Source organism: Methyloversatilis sp. S146-33, assembly GCF_059552495.1.
Genome location: NZ_JCANOT010000044.1, coordinates 128,834 through 150,979, shown reverse-complemented (window position 1 = coordinate 150,979; position 22,146 = coordinate 128,834). Strand labels below are relative to the sequence as shown.

Annotated in this window: 15 protein-coding genes; 14 read left to right on the top strand and 1 reads right to left on the bottom strand. The window is 67.6% G+C overall.

Translation table 11 applies throughout. The annotated features are described in order from the left end of the window. Positions 1–58 precede the first annotated feature (58 nt). Positions 59–1,987: a molecular chaperone HtpG gene (gene htpG / locus AC51BJ_RS19560; RefSeq protein ID WP_496281346.1), complete on the top strand. Its 1,929-nt coding sequence runs from the start codon at positions 59–61 to the stop codon at positions 1,985–1,987. A gap of 106 nt (positions 1,988–2,093) precedes the next feature. On the opposite strand, the gene AC51BJ_RS19555 is transcribed toward htpG, so the two are convergent. Further along, positions 2,094–2,825 carry a Crp/Fnr family transcriptional regulator gene (locus AC51BJ_RS19555; protein ID WP_496281345.1) on the bottom strand — a complete coding sequence of 244 codons (732 nt, stop codon included), beginning with the start codon at positions 2,823–2,825 and terminating at the stop codon, positions 2,094–2,096. Between the two features lie 374 nt (positions 2,826–3,199). Here AC51BJ_RS19555 and AC51BJ_RS19550 point away from each other — a divergent pair, with 374 nt between their 5' ends. From AC51BJ_RS19550 to AC51BJ_RS19490, 13 genes are all read left to right on the top strand, one after another. Continuing rightward, positions 3,200–3,379: a YMGG-like glycine zipper-containing protein gene (locus AC51BJ_RS19550; RefSeq protein ID WP_425762052.1), complete on the top strand. Its 180-nt coding sequence runs from the start codon at positions 3,200–3,202 to the stop codon at positions 3,377–3,379. Further along, positions 3,376–3,705: a hypothetical protein gene (locus tag AC51BJ_RS19545; RefSeq protein ID WP_496281344.1), complete on the top strand. Its 330-nt coding sequence runs from the start codon at positions 3,376–3,378 to the stop codon at positions 3,703–3,705. The genes AC51BJ_RS19550 and AC51BJ_RS19545 overlap by 4 nt, the downstream gene beginning before the upstream one ends. Positions 3,706–4,016: 311 nt before the next feature. Continuing rightward, positions 4,017–4,178: a DUF1328 domain-containing protein gene (locus AC51BJ_RS19540; RefSeq protein WP_304003688.1), complete on the top strand. Its 162-nt coding sequence runs from the start codon at positions 4,017–4,019 to the stop codon at positions 4,176–4,178. Between the two features lie 61 nt (positions 4,179–4,239). Then, positions 4,240–4,542 carry a glycine zipper domain-containing protein gene (locus tag AC51BJ_RS19535; RefSeq protein ID WP_341421383.1) on the top strand — a complete coding sequence of 101 codons (303 nt, stop codon included), beginning with the start codon at positions 4,240–4,242 and terminating at the stop codon, positions 4,540–4,542. A 108-nt stretch (positions 4,543–4,650) separates the two neighbouring features. After that, positions 4,651–7,023: a phosphoketolase family protein gene (locus AC51BJ_RS19530; RefSeq protein WP_496281343.1), complete on the top strand. Its 2,373-nt coding sequence runs from the start codon at positions 4,651–4,653 to the stop codon at positions 7,021–7,023. Positions 7,024–7,339: 316 nt separating this feature from the next. Beyond that, positions 7,340–7,654, top strand: coding sequence for a BON domain-containing protein (locus AC51BJ_RS19525; protein WP_430433931.1), 315 nt, complete (start codon positions 7,340–7,342; stop codon positions 7,652–7,654). 109 nt (positions 7,655–7,763) lie between these two features. Then, the gene (locus tag AC51BJ_RS19520) at positions 7,764–16,607 is read left to right on the top strand and encodes a glycoside hydrolase family 94 protein (RefSeq protein WP_496281342.1); all 8,844 of its coding nucleotides are present in this window, start codon (positions 7,764–7,766) and stop codon (positions 16,605–16,607) included. Positions 16,608–16,731: 124 nt separating this feature from the next. Further along, positions 16,732–16,932 carry a CsbD family protein gene (locus AC51BJ_RS19515; RefSeq protein WP_430433933.1) on the top strand — a complete coding sequence of 67 codons (201 nt, stop codon included), beginning with the start codon at positions 16,732–16,734 and terminating at the stop codon, positions 16,930–16,932. Positions 16,933–17,063: 131 nt separating this feature from the next. After that, complete coding sequence (locus tag AC51BJ_RS19510) at positions 17,064–17,279, top strand: hypothetical protein (RefSeq protein WP_430433934.1); 216 nt, start codon at positions 17,064–17,066, stop codon at positions 17,277–17,279. Positions 17,280–17,311: 32 nt separating this feature from the next. Then, positions 17,312–19,834 (top strand): putative bifunctional diguanylate cyclase/phosphodiesterase, encoded by a 2,523-nt coding sequence (locus AC51BJ_RS19505; RefSeq protein ID WP_496281341.1) that lies wholly within the window; start codon positions 17,312–17,314, stop codon positions 19,832–19,834. Between the two features lie 151 nt (positions 19,835–19,985). Beyond that, a complete protein-coding gene (locus AC51BJ_RS19500; RefSeq protein ID WP_496281340.1) occupies positions 19,986–20,378 on the top strand; it encodes a DUF4398 domain-containing protein in 393 nt (130 codons plus the stop codon). Further along, a complete protein-coding gene (locus AC51BJ_RS19495) occupies positions 20,378–21,286 on the top strand; it encodes an OmpA family protein (protein ID WP_496281339.1) in 909 nt (302 codons plus the stop codon). The genes AC51BJ_RS19500 and AC51BJ_RS19495 overlap by 1 nt, the downstream gene beginning before the upstream one ends. 235 nt (positions 21,287–21,521) lie before the next feature. Then, positions 21,522–22,145, top strand: a complete 624-nt coding sequence (locus tag AC51BJ_RS19490; protein WP_496281361.1) for a Crp/Fnr family transcriptional regulator — start codon at positions 21,522–21,524, stop codon at positions 22,143–22,145. Position 22,146: the final 1 nt, after the last annotated feature.

The window sequence follows — 22,146 nt, the reverse complement described above, 5'->3', positions numbered from 1 at the left end:
GAAGTCTCCATATCCCGCCGTTGTCATCCCACCCCACGTCTACTGATTCGGAGTTGTCATGTCGGACACCGCAACCGCCCAGACCATGAATTTCCAGGCCGAGGTGAAGCAGCTGCTGCACCTGATGATCCACTCGCTGTACAGCAATCGCGACATCTTCCTGCGCGAACTGGTGAGCAATGCCTCGGACGCCTGCGACAAGCTGCGCTTCGAAGCCATCGCCAACCCGGCGCTGTTCGAATCCGATGCCGACCTGAAGATACGCGTTGCCTACGACAAGGCGGCGCGCACCATCACCATCACCGACAACGGCATCGGCATGTCGCGCGACGATGCGATTTCGCATCTGGGCACCATCGCCCGCAGCGGTACCAAGGAGTTCTTCTCCAGCCTGACCGGCGACCAGAAGAAGGACGCCAATCTGATCGGCCAGTTCGGCGTCGGTTTCTACTCCGCCTTCATCGTCGCCGACACCGTCACCGTGAACACCCGCCGCGCCGGTCTGCCGGCCGACCAGGGTGTGCGCTGGTCCTGCTCGATGACCGGCGACACCGCCGGCGAGTATTCGGTGGAATCCATCACCAAGGCCGACCGCGGCACCGAAATCGTGCTGCACCTGCGCGAGGACCAGGACGAGCTGCTGTCCGGCTTCAAGCTGCGCTCCATCATCCGTGAGTATTCCGACCACATCCTGCAGCCGGTGGTGATGAAGAAGGAGGAGTGGAAGGACGTTGATGGCGAACACAAGCAGGTCGTGACCGACGAGGATGAAACGGTCAACCAGGCCAGCGCGCTGTGGACCCGCTCGAAGTCGGACATCAGCGACGAGCAGTACGTCGAGTTCTACAAGCACGTCGCCCACGACTTCAGTGATCCGCTGGCGTGGACCCACACCCGCGTCGAGGGCCGTCACGAATACACGCAGCTGCTCTACATCCCGTCGCGCGCGCCCTTCGACATGTGGGACCGCAACGCCAGTCATGGCCTCAAGCTCTACGTGCGCCGCGTGTTCATCATGGACGACGCCGAAAAGCTGCTGCCGGCCTATCTGCGCTTCGTGCGCGGCGTGGTCGATTCGGCCGACCTGCCGCTCAACGTGTCGCGCGAAATCCTGCAGGAAAGCCGTGACATCGACACCATCCGCTCCGGCTGCACGAAGAAGATCCTGTCGGTGCTGGAAGACCTCGCCGAAAACCAGAAGGACAAGTACGCCACCTTCTGGAAGGAATTCGGCCGCGTGCTGAAGGAAGGCGTGGGCGAGGATCAGGCCAACCGCGAAAAGGTGGCCGGGCTGCTGCGCTTCGCCTCGACCCATCTCGACACCGAGGAACAGTCGGTGTCCTTCGCCGACTATATCGGCCGCATGAAGGAAGGTCAGGACAAGATCTATTACGTCACCGCTGAAACCTTCAAGGCGGCGAAGAACAGTCCGCACCTCGAAGTGTTCCGCAAGAAGGGCATCGAGGTGCTGCTGCTGTCCGACCGTATCGACGAGTGGGTGGTCGGCAACATGAACGACTTCGACGGCAAGCAACTGGTGTCGGTCGCCAAGGGTGGCCTGGACCTCGGCGCGCTGGCCGACGAGGAAGAGAAGAAAGCGCTGGAGCGCGACGAAGGCGAATTCAAGCCGCTGGTCGACAAACTGCAGGCCAGTCTGGTCGAGCGGGTGAAGGAGGTGCGCATCACGCATCGCCTGACCGAGTCGCCGGCTTGCCTGGTGTCGGACGAGTTCGACATCGGCGGCAACCTCGCCCGCATCCTGAAGTCGGCCGGGCAGGAAGCGCCGCTGTCCAAACCCATTCTCGAAATCAATCCGCAGCACCCGGTGGTGCAGCGGCTGCGCGGTGAAGAAGCGCACTTCGATGACTGGGCGGGCGTGCTGTTCGATCAGGCCCTGCTGGCCGAAGGTGGCGCGCTCGAAGATCCGGCCAGCTTCGTGCGCCGGATGAACCAGCTCATGCTGGCGATGGCCGGCGAACGCAGCTGATCCGTCCGCCGTACCGGGTGACCGGTACGGCGGTTTCGACGCAGGTCATGCCGAACGGCGCAGGTATCGCACTGCGCCGTTCGTGCGTCTACGGCTGTCGGCGGGCCTAACCGGCGCGCTGCTGCGCGCGTCGCCCCATCACGCTGTCCCAGACCGCATTGTTGGCGGCGTAGCAGCTGCACGACGCGGCTTCCAGACCCTTGCGGTCGAGTACGGTGATGTTGCCGCGGCGGTAACTGATCAGCTTGCGCGTCTGCAGCGCGGTGGCCGCGTGTGTCACGCCGACGCGCCTGACGCCCAGCATGTAGGCCAGAAACTCGTGCGTCAGGTGGAAGTGCGGAGAGTGCGCGCGGTCCTGCGTCATCAGCAGCCAGCGTGCGAGACGGGCTTCGACCAGGTGAAAGCGCGGACAGGCAGCGGTCTGTGCAAGCTGCGCCATGGTCACGTAGAGGTAACGCCCCAGCGCGCGCTGCAACGCAGGCACCGACTCGAGTTCATTGCGGAAACGCCTGGCGTCCATGCACAGCGCCGGCCCTGCGCCCTGCACCAGTGCGTGCAGCGGCGATACATCGACCCCGAACAGCAGGGTCGCACCCAGCATCCCCTCGTTGCCCACCAGCCCGACCTCGATGCTGGCGGTGGCGTCGACCGGCGTGATCAGTGAAATGAAGCTGCCGATCGGAAAGTGGACCTGGCGTATGCGCTGACCCGGTTCGGCCAGTACGTCCGACAGGACGAGTTCAACGGTATCGCAGCTGGCCAGCAGATGCTGGCGTTCCCGGCGCGGCAGCGCGGCGATGAAGCTGTTGCCGGCTGCTGCAGTGGAATGAGTGGGCACGGCGACCTTCCTGGCGTCGGGTAATTCCGGCCAGTGCAAGCATACGCGGCGATCGACGAGCGGTCGGGGCGGTAGCGCACACAGTGCGATCGGAGGGGATGCCTGTGGGATGCGCGCTGCCGCGAGGCTTCGGTACGCCAGCAGACAGACGGGCAAGGACTGCAGGTTCATTATGTTTCCGGGGCGCGACACCCATGCAGGTGGCGCCGGGGATGACCGCTTCGAATCGGTCGAAAGCTGCGCGACGCCGCAGGTCCCGAGCCGTTCCGGACCCCGCAGCAGATCGGCAGGCACGATCGAACAGACGAGGTGACACCATGGAAATGATGAATCGATGTACCCGGGGATGTACCCGGGTGAGCGTGGCGGCAGCAATGCTGCTTCTGCTCGGGGCCTGCTCCGGCATGTCGGCGCAGGACAGGAATACGGCCATCGGCGCCGGTGCCGGCGCCGTGGGCGGTGCGGTACTGACCGGCGGCAGTGCAGCCGGCGCAGTAGGCGGCGCGGCCGTGGGCGGCATCATCGGGCACGAAGTAGGCAAGGACAAGAAGTGAGCGATGCGCGGCCGGTGAAGGTCGCGCATTCTCATTCTGTCTGCATGCACGAATCGGGAGAGGAGATACAGATGAAGCACGCACATGAGGGCATCGGCCGCGTATGGATACTGGCGGCCTGCCTCGCGGTACTGTCGGGTTGCCAGAAGCAGGAAGGCCCGATGGAAAGCGCCGGCAGGAACATTGATGAAGCTGGCGACAAGGTATCACGGGATGTGGATCGCGCCGCCGATCGCGCCGGCGACAATGTCGACGACGCGACACGGAAAGCCGGCGAGAGCATCGAGAGGGCTGGCGAGAAGATCCAGGACGCGGCCGGAAAGTAGTGGGCGCGCAGCCGATGGACCCCGCACAGGCATCCGATACGGTGCGACGCCCGTTCGATCGCCTCTGGTGTCGCGAAGGCGCGGCCGCGCCTTCGGGCGTGAGCCGGCCGGTACGCCTCGTGCGGCACATTGGTACGGTGGCGTACAGACGGGTCAGCGGTCGCGGCACACGATGGACTCACGCGCTTACCAATGGACGGCCCGCAAGGCGGCCGCCGTTCCGCGCCGTCGCGGGGCCGGCATCGCCGGACCCGGTTTGCAGTCTGATTCGGGGAAAGTTGCAGATCGCCGCCCCCGGGAAGGAGATCACCATGTTGAGATGGGCCGTCATATTCTTCGTCATCGCCATCGTCGCAGCCGTGTTCGGTTTCGGCGGCATTGCGGCTGGCGCCACCGATATTGCGAAGATACTTTTCTTCGTCTTTCTGGTCGTATTCGGCGTCACCCTGATCATGGGACTGATGCGACGCTGAACTTCGTTGCCGCGCCCGTCACGGGCGTGGTTGCCCGGACGTGCTTGTGAAAGGAATCCCGATGAACATCGAAACGAATCCGCTGCATTCCCCGCTGGACGGCAAGAAGGACAGCACCGTGAAGGACTGGCGAACGCCCGATGCCGACCTCGGCGAGGGAGACCGCGCCGCCGTGCAGGCCCGGGTCGAGGCTCATCTGATCGACGCGAAGTCCCGCCTGCACGAGGCACGCGTGGCGCTCGCCGACACGACGCGCCGCGCTGCCGACGCCACACAGGGCTACGTGACCGAACATCCGTGGAAGGCCATTGCGCTCGCGGCCACCGCCGGGCTGCTTGCCGCCTTGCTCATCCGGCGTCACTGAGCCATCTTCAATCCATTCGGACGGGTCCGGTCAGCGGCCTACCGCGAGACGCCGGCGAACCCGGGCGCTCGCGGTGATTTTGCGCAGGCGATGACCAGGAGAGAGGACATGACCCAGCCTTCGGCGCTGCCCGACGCGGACGAACTGCGGCGGCTGGACGCGTGGTGGCGTGCCGCCAACTACCTGTCGGTCGGACAGATCTACCTGCTCGACAACCCGCTGCTCAGACAGCCGCTGCAGCGCGCCCACATCAAGCCGCGCCTGCTCGGACACTGGGGGACGACCCCGGGGCTGAACTTCATCTACGCCCACATGAACAGGGCGATCCGCCACCACGACCTCGACATGATCTTCGTCGCCGGCCCGGGTCACGGCGGTCCCGCGGTGGTCGCGAATACCTGGCTGGAAGGCAGTTACAGCGCGTTCTATCCGGACGTGACGCAGGACGCCGAAGGCATGCGCCGGCTGTTCCGCCAGTTCTCCTTCCCTGGCGGCATCCCGAGCCACGCCGCACCGGAGACGCCCGGTTCCATTCACGAAGGCGGCGAACTTGGCTATGCGCTGCTGCACGCCTACGGCGCGGTATTCGACAACCCGGACCTGATCGCCTGCTGCGTGGTCGGTGACGGTGAGGCCGAAACCGGGCCGCTGGCCACCTCGTGGCATTCGAACAAGTTCCTGAACCCGCGCACCGACGGCGCCGTGCTGCCGGTGCTGCACCTGAACGGCTACAAGATCGCCAGCCCGACCCTGCTGGCCCGCATCAGTCATGCCGAGCTGGAAAGCCTGCTGATCGGTTACGGCCACGCACCCATCTTCGTAGAGGGTGACGATCCGGTGCTGATGCACGATCTGATGGCGAAGGCGGTCGGCAAGGCGATCAGCGCCATCCGCGACATCCAGCACCGCGCGCGCCAAGGGACCTACATGAGCCGGCCGCAGTGGCCGATGATCGTGCTGCGCTCGCCCAAGGGCTGGACCGGTCCGAAGGAGGTTGATGGCCTGAAGACCGAAGGCAGCTGGCGTTCGCACCAGGTGCCTTTCGGCGACATGGACAATCCGGAGCATCTGCGCCTGCTGGAAGAGTGGATGCAATCCTACCGGCCGGACGAACTGTTCGACGCCAATGGCGCGCCCCGACCGGAACTGCTCGCCCTGGCGCCGCACGGCACGCGCCGCATGGGTGCCAATCCGCACGCCAACGGCGGCACGCTGCTGCGCGACCTGCGCCTGCCGGACTTCCGCAGCCACGCGATCGACGTGCCGGCGCCCGGCGCGACAGTGGCCGAGTCGACGCGGGTGATGGGCGGCTTCCTGCGCGACGTGATGCGCGACAACCCGCACAGCTTCCGCCTGTTCGGTCCGGACGAGACCGCGTCCAACCGGCTGGGCGCGGTGTTCGAAGTGACCGGCCGCACCTGGATGGCGCAGCGCTTCGATGCCGACGACCATCTGGCGCCCGATGGCCGGGTGATGGAAATGCTGTCGGAGCATGCCTGCCAGGGCTGGCTGGAGGGCTATCTGCTGAGCGGGCGGCACGGCCTGTTCAGCTGCTACGAAGCCTTCATCCACATCGTCGACTCGATGTTCAACCAGCACGCCAAGTGGCTCAAGGTGTGCCGCGGCATACCGTGGCGCCGCCCGGTCGCCTCGCTCAACATCCTGCTCACCTCGCATGTCTGGCGGCAGGACCACAACGGCTTTTCGCACCAGGATCCCGGCTTCATCGATCACGTGGTGAACAAGAAGGCCGACATCATCCGCGTCTATCTGCCGCCGGACGCCAACACGCTGCTCTACGTGACCGACGTCTGCCTGCGCAGCCGCGACCGGGTGAACGTGATCGTCGCCGGCAAGCATCCGGAACGGCAGTGGCTGTCGATGGACGCCGCAGTCGATCACGCCGAGGCGGGCATCGGCATGTGGGAGTGGGCCTGCAGCGACAGCGCGGGCGAGCCCGACGTGGTGCTCGCCGCCGCGGGAGACGTGCCGACGCTGGAAATGCTGGCCGCCATCGACCTGCTGCGCGAACTGGCGCCGACGCTCAAGGTACGCTTCATCAACGTGGTCGACCTGATGACGCTGCAGCCGCGTGAAGAGCATCCGCATGGCCTGTCGGACGACGAGTTCGTGTCGCTGTTCCGGCCCGACGTACCCATCCTGTTCGCCTATCACGGCTACCCCTGGCTCATCCACCGCCTGACCTACCGGCGCAGCAACCACGGCAACCTGCATGTGCGCGGCTACAAGGAGGAGGGCACGACGACGACGCCCTTCGACATGGTGGTGCTGAACATGCTCGACCGCTTCCACCTCGTCATGGACGTCGCCAGCCGTGTGCCGATGCTGCAGCCGCAGGCCGCACACATCAAGCAGCGCATGCGCGACCGTCTGAACGCCCACCGCCAGTACATCCTCGAGCATGGCGAAGACATGCCGGAGATCCGCAACTGGCAGTGGCCGACGCCGCCGCTCGCCTGAGCGTACGGTGTTCGGGGCGCAGTGCTCGCCCCTGCCTGAAAACATGTTGTGTGCGCTGCCGTACATACCCGGGTGCAGTCGATCGGTATGCTGGTCGTGCTGTGCCGGATTCCTCCGGATCCGGCGCCGCAGCTGGGCTTCATCGATGAATTCACCGATGACTTTCGCATCGGACGGGCCGGTTTGACCGGACCGCCGGTACGGACCCGCAGTTCGCCGGCACGTTGCGTTGCGCAAGCGCTGCAGCACGCGCCGAGACGTTTGTCCGGTGTGCCGTCAGGCCACCGTCCCCATTTCTCATCAGGAGATTTCCATCATGAAACAACTGGGCAAATACCTCTCAGCAGTCTTCCTTGCCGTGGCACTGGTGACGGCCGTCGGCTGCGCATCCACCTCGAAGCAGGAAGGCACCGGCGAGTACATCGACGACAGCGTCATCACCACCAAGGTCAAGGCCGCCATCCTCAATGAACCGTCGCTGAAGGTGGCCGAGATCAACGTCGAAACCTTCAAGGGCGTCGTGCAACTGAGCGGTTTCGTCAGCACGCAGGCCATGATGGACAAGGCTGTCGCGGTTACACGCACAGTCGGTGGCGTGAAGTCGATCAAGAACGACATGCGCATCAAGTGAGTGGTCGCCGACTGCAGCCCGTCGGCGCGAACAGGGTCCGGCCGGTGGCCGGACACACACTTCAGCCCGCCGCTGCGGGCGCCGCTGCGGCCGGCGGAAGGTCACTGCCGTGAGTGCCCGACTGTCCGCCGGCGCGCGATGGCGAGCATGGAGACGACGTCGCCACGATGCGCGGCGCGTTGAGCGCGCGCCCGACGACGAAACGCCGCTGCGCGGTGGCCTGTTCAGCGCCGAACAGATGGCGCAGCACGGCAAGGCGCTGGCCGCATCGCATACGCTGACCGCCGGCCGCATGGCGGACCGGCTGCTGGCGCGTCTGGCCGAGAACGAAGTCGTGCTTGCGGGCGTCAGCGCCCTGCTGGCCGAGGCGGCGACCGAAAGCCGGCGCATCACGCCGGCGGCCGACTGGCTGCTCGACAACTTCTACCTGATCGAAGAGCACATCCGCGCGGCCGAACGGCATCTGCCCAAGGGCTACAGCCGCGAACTGCCGCGCCTGGCGCGTGGCCCGTCGGCCGGGCATCCGCGGGTGTACGACATCGCGCTGGCCGCCGTGGCGCACGGCGACGGCCGCGTCGACACCGAAAGTCTGGGCCGCTTCGTGGCCGCCTACCAGACAGTGTCGCCGCTGACGATAGGCGAACTGTGGGCGGTGCCCATCATGCTGCGTCTGGCGCTGATCGAGAATCTGCGCCGGGTGGGCGCGCACGTGGCCGCCTGCTGGAATCAGCGCACGCTGGCCGGCGTCTGGGCCGACCGCATGACGGAGGCGGTCGAGCGCAACCCCGCCGGACTGATCCTCGTCATCGCCGACATGGCGCATTCGAAGCCGCCCATGGTGGGCGCCTTTGTTGCCGAACTGGCGCGCAGGCTGCAGGGGCGCGGCCCGGCGCTGGCGCTGCCGCTGACCTGGATCGAACAGTATCTGTCCGAGTCCTCGCTGACGATCGAACAGCTCGTGCAGCAGGAGAACCAGCAGCAGGCGGCCGACCAGCTGTCGATCAGCAACAGCATCGGCAGCCTGCGCGTGCTCGGGGCTGCCGACTGGCGCGATTTCGTCGAAAGCCTCAGCGTGGTCGAGCAGATCCTGCGCCGGGACCCGGACGGCATTTACGGCCGGATGGATTTCGGCAGCCGCGATCACTACCGCCATGCCACTGAAGCCATCGCGCGACGGGGCGGCGTGAGCGAGAGCGAGGTCGCACTGAAGGCGCTCGAACTGGCGAGCGCCGGCGCCGCGGTCCAGCCCGGGCGCATCGGCCACGTCGGCTTCTACCTGGCCGACCGCGGGCTGCCCGAACTGGAGCGCGCGCTCGGTATCCGCCTGTCGGCCTTTCGCGCGCTGGGCAGGGCCGTCGGGCGCGTGCCTCTGCTGCCCTATCTTGGCGGCATTGCGCTGCTGACCGCACTGGTCGAAGCCTGGCTGCTGGCCGGTGTGCCGCTCGATCGCGTGCCCGGCTGGGCGGGCGGACTGGCGCTCTACGCGCTCGGACTGCTGTTGCTGCCGGGCGTGAGCCAGCTCGCACTTTCGCTGGTGAACTGGCTGGTGACGCTGCTTGTGGCGGCGCGCCCGCTGCCGCGCATGGATTATTCGGCGGGCGTGGAAGAGGGTGCCCGCACGCTGGTCGTGGTGCCGACGATGATCACCGGCGAGGCGGCCGTCGAATCGCTGGTGGAAGCGCTGGAGGTGCGCTTTCTCGCCAACCGCGACCCGCGCCTGCACTTCGGGCTGCTCACCGACTTCGCCGACGCGCCGGTGGCCACGCAGCCGGGCGATGCCGCCCTGCTGGCGCTGGCCCGACTGCGGATCGAGGAATTGAACGCGAAGTATGGCGACGCGTGCGCAGCGCTGAGCGGCGACCGCTTCTTCCTGTTCCACCGCGCACGGCGCTGGAATCCGCAGCAGGGCGTCTGGATGGGCTATGAACGCAAGCGCGGCAAGCTGGCGGAGCTGAATGCGCTGCTGCGCGGCCGCCTGCCCGAACAGGACGTCGACGTCTTCTCGCTGGTCGTCGGCAATACCGCGCCGCTGCGCGACGTGACCTATGTGATCACGCTGGATACCGACACCCAGCTGCCGCGCGACGCCGCCCGCCAGCTGGTCGGCGCCATGGCCCATCCGCTGAACCGGCCGCGCTACGACCCGGTGAAGCGACGCGTGGTCGAGGGCTACGGCATCCTGCAGCCGCGGGTGGCGACCAGCCTCCCGGCTGCCGGCCGGTCGCGCTTCGCGCGCATGCACGGCGGCGAGCCGGGCATCGATCCGTACACGCGGGCGGTGTCCGACGTCTATCAGGACGTGTTCGGCGAGGGCTCCTTCATCGGCAAGGGCATCTACGACGTCGATGCCTTCGAACAGTCGCTCGGCGGGCGCTTCGTGCCGAACCGCATCCTCAGTCACGACCTGCTGGAAGGCTGTTACGCACGCGCCGGGCTGCTCAGCGACGTACAGCTGTTCGAGGACCATCCGGCGCACTACGGCGCCGACGTCGCCCGCCGGCACCGCTGGATACGCGGCGACTGGCAGCTTGCCGGCTGGCTGAAGCGCCGCGTGCCCTGCATGTGCCTGTGCGACGCCGCGGAAGGCACGCGCCTGCAGCCCAACCCGCTGTCGCTGCTGGCGCAATGGAAGCTGTTCGACAATCTGCGCCGCAGCCTGGTACCGCTGTCGCTCGTGCTGATGCTGCTGCTCGGCTGGACGCTGCTGTCCTCCGCCTGGATGTGGACCGCCGCCGCGCTCGCCGTCGTGCTGCTGCCGGCGCTGTGCGCGAGCCTGACCGATCTGCTGCGCAAACCGTCCGAAGTGCTGCTGCGCCAGCACCTGTCCATGGTCGGGCGAGGTGCGCTGCGCCACCTCCGGCTGGCCGCCTTCGAACTGGCCTGCCTGCCGCATCAGGCGCTCTACAGCCTGGACGCGATCACGCGCACGCTGTGGCGCATGCAGGTGTCGCACCGGCGTCTGCTGGAATGGAATCCGTCCGGCGAAGCGGATCGCCAGGCGGCCCGGCGCAGCACGCCCGCCCGCCACCTGCAGGCGATGTGGATCGGACCGGCGCTGGCGGCAACCACCGCGCTGTACCTGGGCTTCGCGGCACCGCAGCTGCTGCTGGCGGCTGCACCGGTGCTCCTGCTCTGGGCCGCCTCGCCGGCGATCGCCTGGTGGGTGAGCCTGCCGCTCAGACGCCGCGCCGTGCGGCTGTCGGCGGCACAGACCGATTTCCTGCGCGGCCTGGCGCGCCGCACCTGGGCCTACTTCGACAACCTGGTCGGCAGCGACGACCATGGGCTGCCGCCGGACAACTACCAGGAGTACCGCGTCGCCGCCATTGCCCACCGCACCTCGCCGACCAATATGGGGCTGGCGCTGCTGGCCAACCTGTCGGCCTGGGACTTCGGCTATCTGTGCGCCGGACCGATGTTGGAACGCACCGCATCGACGCTGCGCACGATGTCGGGGCTGGAACGCTACCGCGGCCACTTCTACAACTGGTACGACACACAGACGCTGCTGCCGATGCCGCCGCTTTACGTGTCGTCGGTCGACAGCGGCAATCTGGCCGGCCATCTGCTGACGCTGCGCGCCGGCCTCGCAGCGATGGCCGATCAGCCGCTGCTGCCAGTCCGCCTGTTCGCCGGTCTTGACGACACCGCAGCGCTGCTCGCCGAAGCGCTCGACGTCGACGCTGCACGGCGTGTGACCGTGCTGCGCGGCGAACTGCGGGCGCTGTGCGGTGCGCCGCCGGATACCCTGATCGCGGTCGCCGCCGCACTGCGACGCCTGCAGGTGCTGATCGGCGAGCTGGACCTGCCGCTTGCGCCGGGCAGCGACGCCGCTGCGTCCGAGGCCGCTACGTGGGCGGCAGCGATGCGCCGCCAGTGTAGCGACGCCCTCGACGAACTTGCGTTACTGGTGCCCTGGCTGTCGATGTCGCACCAGACGGGCGGCCTGACCGATCTGTTGCCGTCACTTGGGGCGATGTCGACGCTGTCGACGCTGGCCGGCCTGGACCGTACGCTCGGTGCCGATATCGGGCGCCGGCTTGCCGCCCTCACCCAGTTGGGCGAAGACGAGTGCTCGGCGGAGCAACGGGCCTGGCTGAACACGCTGCTGCACCATCTGGACGAAGGCTGCCGCCGGGCGCGCGAACGACTGGCGCGGCTCGACGCGCTGGCCGCCCAGGCAGCCGGTCTGGCGCGCATGGATTACGACTTCCTGTACGACAGCTCGCGTCATCTGCTGACCATCGGCTACAACGTGCCGGAGCGCCGCGCCGACAGCAGCTACTACGATCTGCTGGCCTCCGAGGCGCGCCTGTGCAGCTTCGTCGCCATCGCCCAGGGACAGTTGCCGCAGGAGGGCTGGTTCGCGCTCGGGCGCCTGCTCACGGCTGCCGGCGGCGAGCCGGTGCTGCTCTCCTGGAGCGGATCGATGTTCGAGTATCTGATGCCGATGCTGGTGATGCCGTCCTTCGACGGCACGCTGCTCGACCAGACCTGCCGCGCCGCGGTGGCGCGGCAGATCGAGTACGGACGGCAGCGCGGCGTGCCCTGGGGCATCTCGGAGTCCGGCTACAACACGGTCGATGTGCACCTGAACTACCAGTACCGCGCCTTCGGTGTGCCGGGCCTGGGTCTCAAGCGCGGTCTGGCCGACGATCTGGTGGTCGCGCCCTATGCGTCGGTGCTCGCCTTGCTGGTGGCGCCGGAAGAGGCCTGCGCCAACCTGCAGCGGATGGCCGGGGAGGGCTTCGTCGGGCGCTACGGCTTCTTCGAGGCCATCGACTACACGCCCGCACGCCAGCGACGCGGCCAGACGCGCGTCGTCGTGCGGGCCTTCATGGCGCACCACCAGGGCATGAGCCTGCTTGCGCTGGCGTCGCTGCTGCTCGACCGTCCGATGCAACGGCGTTTCGCGTCCGACCGGCTGTTCCAGTCGGTCATGCTGCTGCTGCACGAACGCATCCCCAAGGCCACCGCGCTGTTCGAGCACACGGCCCAGCTGCACGCGCTGCGCTCGACGCCACTGACATCGCAGACGCCGATCCGCGTGTTCGACACGCCGGACACGCCGATACCCGAGGTGCAACTGCTGTCCAACGGCCGCTATCACGTCATGGTGACCCAGGCCGGCGGCGGCTACAGCCGCTGGAAGGATCTGGCGGTCACGCGCTGGCGCGAGGACGGCACCTGCGACGACCGCGGCAGCTTCTGCTATCTGCGCGAGCTGGATGTCGCCGACGGCACGCCGAACATGTGGTCTGCCGCGCACCAGCCGGTGCAGGGTCGCGCACTGTCCTACGAGGCGATCTTCTCCGAAGGCCGGGCGGAGTTCCGCCGACGCGATGCCAGCGCCGACGGCGAAGGCGAGTTCGAGACGCATACGGAAATCGTCGTGTCGCCCGAGGACGACATCGAACTGCGCCGCGTGCGCATCACCAACCGGACCTCGACACGCCGGCGCATCGACGTCACCAGCTATGCCGAGGTGGTGATCGCCCCGGCGGCCTCCGACGCACTGCACCCGGCGTTCAGCAATCTGTTCGTGCAGACCGAAATCCTGCGCGACCGGCCGGCCATCCTGTGCACCCGGCGGCCGCGCTCGGACGGCGAGCAGGCGCCGTGGATGCTGCACCTGATGGCGGTACATGGCGTCGATGTCGAGCAGGTGTCGTGCGAAACCGACCGCATGCGCTTCATTGGTCGTACCCGTACCTGCGCCGATGCACTGGCAATGGACACGGCCACGCTGTCGGGCACCGACGGCGCGGTGCTCGATCCGGTGGTCGCCATTCGCAGCGTGCTCACGCTCGACGCCGGTCAGTCGGTCACACTGGACATCGTGACCGGCGTGGCGGACAGCCGCGACATCGCGCTGGCGCTGGTCGACAAGTATCTCGACCGCCACCTGTCCGATCGCGTGATCGATCTGACCTGGACGCACGGTCAGGTGGTGCTGCGCCAGCTCAACGCGACCGAGGCCGACGCCCAGCTGCACGCGCGCCTCGCGGCGTCGGTGCTGTTCGCCAACCCGTCGCTGCGCGCCGACCCGGCGGTACTGATGCGCAACCGGCGCGGACAGTCGGGGCTTTGGGGCTACGCCATTTCCGGCGACCTGCCCATCGTGCTGCTGCAGATCGCCGACGCCGCCAACATCGACCTCGTGCGCCAGATGGTGCAGGCGCATGCTTACTGGCGGCTGAAGGGGCTGGCAGTCGATCTGGTGATCTGGAACGAGGACCACGCCGGCTACCGGCAGATGCTGCAGGACCAGATCACCGGCCTGATCGCCTCCGGCATCGAAGCCAGCGTGATCGACCGGCCGGGCGGCATCTTCGTCCGCCAGGCGGAACAGATTTCGGGCGAGGACAGGGTGCTGCTGCTGTCGGTCGCGCGCGTCGTCATTTCCGACAGCAGCGGCTCGCTGGCCGAGCAGATCGAACAGCGCGGCATCGCGCCGCTAAGAGTGCCCAGGCTGGTGGTCCGGCCCGTCGATGTGCCGGCGCCCGCAGTGCCGGACAGCGGCGCGGCGGCAGCGGCAGGGCGCACTCACTTCAACGGCATCGGCGGATTTGCCGCGGACGGTCGCGAGTACGTGATTTCGCTGGCGCCAGGCCAGGTCACGCCGGCGCCGTGGGCGAACGTGCTGGCCAACCCTCAGTTCGGCACCGTGGTGTCGGAATGCGGCAGCGCCTACACCTGGAGCGACAACGCGCACGAGTTCCGCCTGTCGCCCTGGCACAACGATCCGGTCAGCGACACCGGCGGCGAGGCGATCTATCTGCGCGACGAGGAGAGCGGCCGCTTCTGGTCGCCGACACCGCTGCCGGTGCGGGCAACGAGCGCCTTCACCATCCGGCACGGCTTCGGCTACAGCGTGTTCGAAACCGCGTGCGACGGCATCCAGTCGGAGCTGTGGGTGTTCGTCGCCATCGACGCCCCAGTCAAGTTTTCGTTGCTCCGCCTGCGCAATGTGTCCGGTCGCGCACGCAGCCTGTCGGCCACCGGCTATGTCGACTGGGTGCTGGGCGATCTGCGGGAGAAGTCCGCCATGCACGTCGTCACCGAAACGGTGCCGCGCAGCGGTGCGCTTTACGCGCGCAACCCCTACAGCATGGAGTTCGGCGAGCGGGTCGCCTTTTTCGACGTCGACGACACGGCGCGCACCGTGACCGCCGACCGCGCCGAGTTCATCGGTCGCAACGGCAGTCTGCGCGCGCCGGCCGCGATGCGGCGACAGCGCCTGTCGGGTCGGGTGGGGGCCGGTCTGGACCCGTGCGCGGCCATCCAGGTAAGTGTCGATCTTGAAGAGGGGCAGACACGCGAACTCGTGTTCCGCCTCGGCAGCGGGCGCGACCTCGAGGATGCCGGCCGCCTGGTGCAGCGCTTTCGTGGCGCGTCGGCGGCGCAGGCGGCGCTGGACGCCGTGCGCGCGCACTGGCAGCACACGCTCGGTACGGTACAGGTGCGCACGCCCGACCGTGCGCTCGACCTGCTGGTCAATGGATGGCTGGTCTATCAGACCCTGGCCTGCCGCGTCTGGGCGCGCAGCGGCTACTACCAGTCGGGCGGTGCTTTCGGCTTCCGCGACCAGCTGCAGGACATGATGGCACTGGTGCATGCCGAACCGCAGCGCGCGCGCGCGCACCTGCTGCTGTGCGCCAGCCGCCAGTTCGCCGAGGGCGACGTGCAGCACTGGTGGCATCCGCCCTCCGGTCGCGGCGTGCGTACCCGCTGTTCCGACGACTACCTGTGGTTGCCGCTGGCCGTATGCCGCTACGTGCAGAGCACCGGCGACGACGCGGTGCTGGACGAGGAGGTCGCCTTCATCGAAGGTCGCCCGGTACATGGCGAGGACGACGCCTATTACGATCTGCCGGCGCGTTCGGCCGATGCCGACAGCCTGTATGCGCACTGCGTGCGGGCCATCCGCCACGGGCTGAACTTCGGCACCCACGGATTGCCGCTGATGGGCTCCGGCGACTGGAACGACGGCATGAACCGCGTCGGCATCAAGGGGCGCGGCGAAAGCGTCTGGCTGGCCTTCTTCCTGTGCGAGGTGCTGCAGCAGTTCGCCGCCCTGGCACGGGAACGCGACGATGCCGCCGTCGCAGATCTATGCAAGAACGAGAGCGTGCGTCTGCGTCGCAATATCGAGAAGCACGCCTGGGACGGTGCCTGGTACCGCCGCGCCTGGTTCGACGACGGCACGCCGCTGGGTTCGGCGGCCAATGCCGAATGCAGCATCGATTCGATCTCGCAGAGCTGGTCGGTGCTGTCCGGCGGCGGCGAGGGCGACCACAGCCGTGCGCGGCTTGCCATGCAGTCGGTCGATGCCCGGCTGGTCCGCCGTGCCGACGCGCTGGTGCAGCTGCTCGACCCGCCGTTCGACACGGCCGGCCTCGATCCGGGCTACATCCGCGGCTACGTGCCGGGCGTGCGCGAGAACGGCGGCCAGTACACGCACGGCGCCATCTGGGCGGCGATGGCCTTCGCCGCGCTCGGCGACGGCGAGCGCGCCTGGGCCGTCGCCGACATGATCAATCCGGTCAATCACGCGCTGTCGGCGGACGCGGTGGCGATCTATCGCGTCGAACCCTACGTGATGGCCGCCGACGTTTACGCGGCGGACCCGCACACCGGCCGCGGTGGCTGGAGCTGGTACACCGGCTCCGCCGGCTGGATGTACCGGCTCCTGCTCGAATCACTGCTCGGTTTCACACGCACGGGCGACACGCTGCGCATCCGGCCCTGCATGCCGCCAGCGTGGCGCGACTTCGTCATCGATTACCGCTTCGGCGAAACGCTCTATCACATCGTGGTCGGTCGCTCGGCGGAGGACGGCCAACGGCGGGACAGCCTGGTCACGCTGGATGGCGCCTACTGTCGCGACGGCGCGGTGCTGCTGGTCGACGACCGGCAGCCCCACCACGTCGAGGTGAGTCTGCCGGGCTGACCCGTCCGTCGGCAGGTCGCGTCTATGTACGACACCGTACCGACCCCTCGCGCGCGAAGTCCTAATCTTTGCCTCATGCACCGGCGATTTCGCAGGTGTGTCAATCAGAGAGAGGGTATCCGATATGAACTGGGACACTGTTGAAGGCAACTGGAAGCAATTCAAGGGCACCGTCAAGGCGCGCTGGGGAAAGCTCACCGACGACGAGCTCGACGTGATTGCCGGCAAGCGCATGGAACTGTCCGGCCGCATCCAGCAGGCCTACGGCCTTACCAAGGAGCAGGCGGAACGGCAGATCGAACGCTTCGAGATTCTGCACAAGTAAGCGTCGGGCAAACCGTTCTCCGGCGGCCGTTGAGCAGGTGCCGTGAGGACGGCGGATCGGCGATGTCGCAGCGGGCGGGCGGTCCGGACAAACGGGCCACCGTCGGCGCCTGATAACAGACGGAGACTCCGATGAGCACACCTGCTATCGGCCAGACCGGTCGCAGCGACGATTCCGGTCACTACGCGAAGGGTATTCCATGCCCGCTCTGCGGGCGCGCCGCCTACCGCGTGCAACGCAATTTCATGGACCTGTTCATCAACATGTTCGTGTCCGTCCACCGCTACCGCTGCGGCTCGATGAGTTGCATCTGGGAAGGCAATGTGCGCCTCAAGCGCCTGCCCTGAAGCCTCTGCACAGCCTGATCCGGGAGCGTGCGATGGATGCCCGTGACATGGATGCCGCTCGAATCCGGGTACTGATCGTCGACGCCGATCCGCAGGACGCGGAGCGGCTGCGCAGCGCGCTGGAGGGCGGAGAGGCGCACACGATGACCGGACGCCCCTATCTGGTCGAGTGCGTGAGCGCGTTTGCCGATGCGCGCGAAAGGCTGGCCGCTGGCGGCATTGCCGTCGTGCTGCTCGACCTGGATCCGCCCGCCCTCGACGCGCTCGATGCATGCGAACAGCTGTGCGCGCTCGCCCCCGACGCACTCGTGCTGGTGCTGGCCGAGGCTGGCGGCGAGGCACGCGCCCGTGCCGCCCTGCAGCGTGGCGCTCACGACTTCCTGCTCCGGGGGAACACCGATGCGCACTGGCTGGCGCGCACGGTGGACCACGCAATGGAAAGACGCACAGCCGCGCGGGCGCTGCACTTCAGCGAGGCGCGCTTTCGCGCGATCAGCGATGCGTCTCCGCTGGGCATCCTGGTGACCGACGCACAGGGTCACTGCACCTACACCAATGCCGCCTACCGCACGATTTCCGGACTCGGTGTCGGACAGGCCGAGGGCATGCACTGGAGCCGCTTCGTCCACCCCGATGACCGCAGTCGCGTGCAGCGGGAATGGGCTGCAGCGCTGCAGGGCGCTGTCGCCTTCAGCGCGGAGATGCGTCTTCTGCACAGCGATGGCGTCGTCGTGTGGGCGCGACTGCATGCGGCATTCATGGCGGATGGCGGCCTGCCCCGAGGATGCGTCCAGACGGTCGAGGACATCACCGGCCGCAAGGCTGCCGAGGCCGTGCTGCAGCGGGCCGAGGAGGCGCTGTTCGACGAGAAGGAGCGGGCGCAGGTGACGCTCAACTCGATCGGCGACGCGGTGCTGGCCACCGATGTCGACGGCTGCGTGAGCTACATGAACCGGGTTGCCGAATCGATGACCGGCTGGACGGCGCGCGAGGCGCTGGGGCAACCGCTGACCGAGGTATTCGCCGTCATCGACGGCACCACCCGCGCCGTGGCCGCCAACCCGGCGCAGCGTGCCGTCGCCGAGGACAGGACGGTGGGTCTGGCGATGGATTGCCTGCTCATCCGGCGCGACGGCGTCGAGCTGCCGATCGAGGATTCGGCCGCTCCGATACACGACCGCCAGGGCCGGGTGACTGGCGCCGTGATCGTGTTCCACGACGTCAGCCAGTCGCGCGCAATGACCTTGCGCATGGCGCACATGGCGCAGCACGACTTCCTGACCGGGCTGCCCAACCGCGCACTGCTGACCGAGCGGCTGGCGCAGGCGATCGGCCAGGCGGCGCGCCATCACAAGCAGGTCGCGCTGCTTTTCATCGACCTCGATTTCTTCAAGCGCATCAACGATTCGCTCGGCCACGCGGTGGGTGACCAGTTGCTGCAGTGCGTGGCGGAGCGGCTGGTGGGCTGCGTGCGCACGACCGACTCGGTGTGTCGCCAGGGCGGCGACGAATTCGTCATCCTGCTGGCCGAGATCGAACAGCCGCAGGACGCCGCCGGCGTTGCCGACAAGTTGCACCAGGCGTTCATCGAACCGCAGCAGGTCGCCGGGCACGCGCTGCAGATCACGCTGAGCATCGGCATCAGCGTCTATCCGGACGACGGCAACACGGCGGACGCCATGATGCAGAACGCCGATACCGCGATGTATCACGCCAAGGCGCAGGGCCGGAACAACTGCCAGTTCTTCACCCCCGAGATGAACGCGCGTGCGGTGCATCGCCTGCTCATCGAGAGCGGTCTGCGCCGGGCGCTGGGGAACGCCGAGTTCCGGCTGCACTATCAGCCGCAGATGAATCTCGCGTCGGGCGGCATGACCGGCGCCGAGGCGCTGCTGCGCTGGCGCGATCCGGTCCACGGGCTGATCCCGCCGGCGCAGTTCATACAGATCGCGGAGGAATGCGGGCTCATCGTGCCGATCGGACAGTGGGTGATGCGCGAGGCGTGCCGGCAGATACGCGCCTGGCTGGACGCGGGTCTGCGCGTGGTGCCGGTCGCCGTCAACATTTCGGCGGTCGAGTTGTGGCGACCGGGCTTCGCTGACAGCGTTGCGCGCATCCTCGCTGAAGCCGGCGTGCCGCCGCACCTGCTGGAGCTGGAGCTGACCGAGAGCCGGCTGATGGAGGACGCCGAATCGTCGATGAGCGTACTGAAGTCGCTCAAGTGCATCGGCGTGCAGCTGGTGATCGACGACTTCGGAACCGGCTATTCCAGCCTGAGCTATCTGCGGCGCTTTCCGTTCGACACCCTGAAGATCGACCAGTCCTTCGTGCACGACCTCGACAGCGACGAGGGCGACGACGGCATCGTCGGCGCCATCATCGGCATGGCCACTCATCTGCGGCAGAAGGTGATCGCGGAGGGGGTGGAGACCGAGCAGCAGCTTGCCCTGTTGCGTATCCGGCAGTGCGAGTCGGTGCAGGGGCATCTGCTCGGCCGACCGGTGGACGCCGACACGTTCGCCGGCCTTCTTGCGCAGCGTATGCCGATGCGCTGAGGGCGCTGGGTACGCCAGCGTACCGACCTGCGGGTGGGGCGGCGCGACACTGATGTCCGAACGATGCGGCGGCAGCGCACCCCTGGGGCGCGCATCGCGCCGTGACTGCACGGCGACCGGTGTCGCCGGCGGCTTCAACAGGGAACACGATATGAACAAGCATTCCAGCCCGTACCGGGCAGGCCGGCAGGGTGTTGCCGCAGTGGCGGTGCTGATTGCGCTCGTCGGCTGTGCGTCGACACCGCCGCCCACCGCTTCACTGCAGGCGGCCGAGCGGGCCATCGCGAGCGCCGAGCAGGCACGCGTGACCGACTTTGCCGCCAACGAACTGGGCGAGGCTCGCGACAAGCTCAATGCCGCCCGTGACGCCGTGCGGCAGGAGGACATGGGGCGTGCCTATCGACTGGCCGAGCAGTCCCGAGTCGCCGCCGAACTGGCATCCGCCCGTGCCGCTCTGGCACGTGCCCGCGCGGTGAATGCGGACATGAACCGCAGCACCGACACGCTGAAGCAGGAAATGCAGCGCAACACCGGAGACCGCTGATGGACACCACCCGATACGCCGCGACCCGACTGGGGGCCGCCGTGCTGAGCACGCTTGCGCTGGCCGCCTGTTCGACACTGCCTGACTCTTCACCCGGTGCCGACGCGGCACGCAACAGGCTGGCGCAACTGCAGGCCGACCCGCAGCTGGCGCGCCGCGCCCTGGAGGCGCTCCGCGATGCCGAAGCGGCGGTGCGCGAGGCGGAACTGCCGCCGCGCGACAGCGAACAGGCCGCACATCGCGTCGTGATGGCTGAACGAAGGATAGATATCGCGCGGGCACTGGCCGAAGCGCGGCTGGCGGAAGACCAGCGCAGCCAGCTCGCCGCGCAGCGCGAAGGCGCGCGACTGGATGCCCGGACGCGTGAGGCCGACGTCGCGCGGGACGATGCCACATCGGCGCGCAGCGACGCCGAGGACGCCCGCGGCGACGCCGAACTGTCGCGCCGTCAGGCAGAGACTGCGCGCGCGGATGCGGCCAGGGCGGAACAGGCGAATGCGGACGCTCAGGCACGGATGGATGAGCTCGAAGCCCGTCCGACCGATCGCGGTCTGGTCATCACGCTGGGTGACGTGCTGTTTCGCAGCGGCGAAGCGGGGCTGATCGCAGGCGTCGCGCCGGACCTGGACAAGCTTGCGGCGTTCATGGAGGCCTATCCGGAGCGCACCGCGACGGTGGAGGGGCACACCGACAACGTGGGCCGCGGTGACGCCAATCTCGGCCTGTCGCAGCGACGGGCCGATTCGGTGAAGGCCTATCTGGTGGCCCGCGGCGTTTCGTCATCGCGCATCGTCGCCTCCGGCATGGGCGAACATGCACCGATCACCAGCAACGAGTCCGCCAGCGGGCGGCAGCAGAACCGCCGCGTCGACATCATCGTCAATACCCAAGGCGACGGTCGCCGCTGACGCAACAGCGGTGTCCGGGTGCTATGTACGGTAACGCACATAGCTTCCGGGTGATCGCTTGCTATAGTGATTTCAGATGTTTTCCGGCGTGCATGCAGCACGCTTTTTTTCGATTATCCAAAGTCGCTGGAGGGCGCTGAACGTGAACGTCGCAGACCCGAAAAGCAACCGTCTGCTTGCCGCACTGCCCGAGGCCGACTGGCTGCGATGGCAGCCCCTCCTGGAATGGGTCGATATGCCGCTGGGCGAGGTGCTGTACGAATCCGGCCGCACCCTCAGCCATGTCTACTTTCCCACCAGCGCCATCGTGTCGCTGCTGTACGTGATGGAGAACGGCGCCTCGGCCGAGATCGCCGTGGTCGGCCACGAAGGCGTGGTCGGCATTTCGCTGTTCATGGGCGGCGAGTCGACGCCCAGCCGCGCGGTCGTGCAGAGTGCCGGCAAGGGCGTGCGCATGCGCGCGCAGACGATCAAGGAAGAATTCAACCGCGCCGGCCCAATCATGCATCTGTTGCTGCGCTACACACAGGCGCTGATCACGCAGATGGCACAGACGGCGGTGTGCAACCGCCACCATACGCTGGACCAGCAGTTGTGCCGCTGGCTGCTGCTGAGCCTGGACCGCCTGCACGGCAACGAGCTGACGATGACGCAGGAGCTGATCGCCAACATGCTGGGCGTGCGCCGCGAGGGCGTGACCGAGGCGGCGCTGAAGCTGCAGAAGATCGGTCTGATCCGCTATGCGCGCGGCCACATCCACGTGCTCGACCGGGCAGGGCTGGAGGCGCGCACCTGCGAGTGCTACGCGGTGGTGAAAAAGGAATACGACAGGCTGCTGCCAGACCGCACCGCAACCTAGG